Origin of the sequence: Cellulomonas sp. PS-H5 (genome assembly GCF_019265565.1) — a bacterium.
Taxonomy (GTDB): Bacteria; Actinomycetota; Actinomycetes; order Actinomycetales; family Cellulomonadaceae; genus Cellulomonas.
This window is the reverse complement of sequence record NZ_JAHVCI010000117.1, coordinates 1-3,520: the sequence shown is the minus strand read 5'-3', so window position 1 is coordinate 3,520 and position 3,520 is coordinate 1. Positions and strand designations below refer to the sequence as shown.

The window sequence follows — 3,520 nt, the reverse complement described above, 5'->3', positions numbered from 1 at the left end:
GCCTAGGCACGCTGTTGGGTCCTGAGGGAACAGCCCGCGAGGGAGGTTGCTTCATGACGGGCCCGGTCGGTCGGACGAACCGCTGACTTCTCTTCGGGGGAGTTGGTAGGCGCCGGCGCACGCGACTCGGGGATCGTTCGTTGTTTGAGAACTGCACAGTGGACGCGAGCATCTTTAAAGTATGTCTTTGTGGTCAAGTTTTTAAGGGCACAGGGTGGATGCCTTGGCACTAGGAGCCGAAGAAGGACGTGGTAGCCTGCGATAAGCCTCGGGGAGTTGGCAAACGAACCGTGATCCGAGGATGTCCGAATGGGGAAACCCCGCGCGAGTCATGTCGCGTGACCCGCACCTGAATATATAGGGTGTGTGGAGGGAACGCCGGGAAGTGAAACATCTCAGTACCGGCAGGAAGAGATATTCCGTGAGTAGTGGCGAGCGAAAGCGGATCAGGCCAAACCGTGTGCGTGTGATAGCCGGCAGGCGTTGCGCATGCGGGGTTGTGGGACCCTTCAGCTGGTTCTGCCGAACCAGCAGGGAGTCAGAAAGTCTCGTGATAGTCGAAGGGCATTGAAAGGCCCGGCACAGAGGGTGGTACCCCCGTAGACGAAATCACGTGGCCTCCCGAGGGGGATCCCAAGTAGCACGGGGCCCGAGAAATCCCGTGTGAATCTGGCAAGACCACTTGCTAAGCCTAAATACTACCTAGTGACCGATAGCGGACAAGTACCGTGAGGGAAAGGTGAAAAGTACCCCGGGAGGGGAGTGAAATAGTACCTGAAACCGTGTGCCTACAATCCGTCGGAGCCTCCCTAGCAGGGGTGACGGCGTGCCTTTTGAAGAATGAGCCTGCGAGTTAGTGGTACGTGGCGAGGTTAACCCGTGTGGGGAAGCCGTAGCGAAAGCGAGTCCGAATAGGGCGACCGTAGTCGCGTGCTCTAGACCCGAAGCGAAGTGATCTAGCCATGGGCAGGTTGAAGCGCGGGTAAGACCGCGTGGAGGACCGAACCCACCTGGGTTGAAAACCGGGGGGATGACCTGTGGTTAGGGGTGAAAGGCCAATCAAACTTCGTGATAGCTGGTTCTCCCCGAAATGCATTTAGGTGCAGCCTCGCGTGTTTCTTGCCGGAGGTAGAGCTACTGGATAGCCGATGGGCCCCACCAGGTTACTGACGTTAGCCAAACTCCGAATGCCGGTAAGTGAGAGCGCGGGAGTGAGACTGCGGGGGATAAGCTCCGTAGTCGAGAGGGAAACAGCCCAGACCACCAGCTAAGGCCCCTAAGCGTATGCTAAGTGGGAAAGGATGTGGAGTTGCACAGACAACCAGGAGGTTGGCTTAGAAGCAGCCACCCTTGAAAGAGTGCGTAATAGCTCACTGGTCAAGTGATTCCGCGCCGACAATGTAGCGGGGCTCAAGTATACCGCCGAAGCTGTGGCATTCACACATTGCGCTAAGCCTTCGTGGTTCAGGCGTGTGGATGGGTAGGGGAGCGTCGTGTGGCGGGTGAAGCTGCGGGGTGACCCAGTGGTGGACGCTACACGAGTGAGAATGCAGGCATGAGTAGCGAATGACGGGTGAGAAACCCGTCCGCCGAATGACCAAGGGTTCCAGGGCCAGGCTAATCCGCCCTGGGTAAGTCGGGACCTAAGGCGAGGCCGACAGGCGTAGTCGATGGACAACGGGTTGATATTCCCGTACCGGCGAAGAACCGCCCATACCGAGCCCGGTGATGCTAAACGTCCGAAGTGCGGCACCGACTCCTTCGGGAGTCACCGCCGCATGGAGCACGTGACCCGAACCGGTAGTAGGTAAGCGTATTAACAGGAGTGACGCAGGAAGGTAGCCCGGCGTGGCGATGGTAGTCCACGTCCAAGGTCGTAGGGCGAGTGGTAGGCAAATCCGCCACTCATCAAGCCTGAGAGCCGATGGTGACAGCGTATGCTGGAAGAGGGTGATCCTATGCTGCCGAGAAAAGCTTCGACGCGAGGTTCTAGCCGCCCGTACCCTAAACCGACTCAGGTGGTCAGGTAGAGAATACCAAGGCGATCGAGATAATCGTGGTTAAGGAACTCGGCAAAATGCCCCCGTAACTTCGGGAGAAGGGGGGCCTGAAGCGTGTACCGGCTTGCCCGGGAAGCGTGGAGGGCCGCAGAGACCAGGGAGAAGCGACTGTTTACTAAAAACACAGGTCCGTGCGAAGTCGCAAGACGATGTATACGGACTGACGCCTGCCCGGTGCTGGAAGGTTAAGAGGACGGGTCAGCCGCAAGGCGAAGCTCAGAATTTAAGCCCCAGTAAACGGCGGTGGTAACTATAACCATCCTAAGGTAGCGAAATTCCTTGTCGGGTAAGTTCCGACCTGCACGAATGGCGTAACGACTTCTCCGCTGTCTCAACCGCGAACTCGGCGAAATTGCACTACGAGTAAAGATGCTCGTTACGCGCAGCAGGACGGAAAGACCCCGGGACCTTTACTATAGCTTGGTATTGGTGTTCGGTGCGGCTTGTGTAGGATAGGTGGGAGACTGTGAAGCCGGCACGCCAGTGTCGGTGGAGTCAACGTTGAAATACCACTCTGGTCGCTCTGGACATCTAACCTCGGTCCGTGATCCGGATCAGGGACAGTGCCTGGTGGGTAGTTTAACTGGGGCGGTTGCCTCCTAAAATGTAACGGAGGCGCTCAAAGGTTCCCTCAGCCTGGTTGGCAATCAGGTGGCGAGTGCAAGTGCACAAGGGAGCTTGACTGTGAGACTGACAGGTCGAGCAGGGACGAAAGTCGGAACTAGTGATCCGGCGGTGGCTTGTGGAAGCGCCGTCGCTCAACGGATAAAAGGTACCCCGGGGATAACAGGCTGATCTTGCCCAAGAGTCCATATCGACGGCATGGTTTGGCACCTCGATGTCGGCTCGTCGCATCCTGGGGCTGGAGTAGGTCCCAAGGGTTGGGCTGTTCGCCCATTAAAGCGGTACGCGAGCTGGGTTTAGAACGTCGTGAGACAGTTCGGTCCCTATCCGCTGCGCGCGCAGGAAACTTGAGAAGGGCTGTCCCTAGTACGAGAGGACCGGGACGGACGAACCTCTGGTGTGCCAGTTGTTCCGCCAGGAGCACGGCTGGTTGGCTACGTTCGGAAGGGATAACCGCTGAAAGCATCTAAGCGGGAAGCCTGCTTCAAGATGAGGTTTCCACGGGGCTTGCCCCGAGAGGCTCCCGGCTAGACCACCGGGTAGATAGGCCGGATGTGGAAGGCAGGACTAACGACTGCCGCAGCTGACCGGTACTAATAAGCCGACAACTTCACCACTCATACTTTGTGCTACGCGTCCACTGTGCGGTTCCCGAACCACGAACACGCACCCCTTGCAGTTCAGGGGTGTCCCGTGTTTGACTGTTCGACAGAGTTACGGCGGTCATAGCGAAGGGGAAACGCCCGGTCCCATTCCGAACCCGGAAGCTAAGCCCTTCAGCGCCGATGGTACTGCACTCGCCAGGGTGTGGGAGAGTAGGACGCCGCCGGACATCA

2 rRNA genes are annotated in these 3,520 nt (G+C 58.1%); both read left to right on the top strand.

Features of this window, described 5'->3' with window-relative positions:
* Positions 1-191 precede the first annotated feature (191 nt).
* Positions 192-3,301 (top strand): 23S ribosomal RNA (locus J5O08_RS20410).
* Positions 3,302-3,399: 98 nt separating this feature from the next.
* Positions 3,400-3,516: ribosomal RNA gene (gene rrf, locus J5O08_RS20405) — 5S ribosomal RNA — on the top strand.
* The last annotated feature ends 4 nt before the right edge of the window (positions 3,517-3,520 follow it).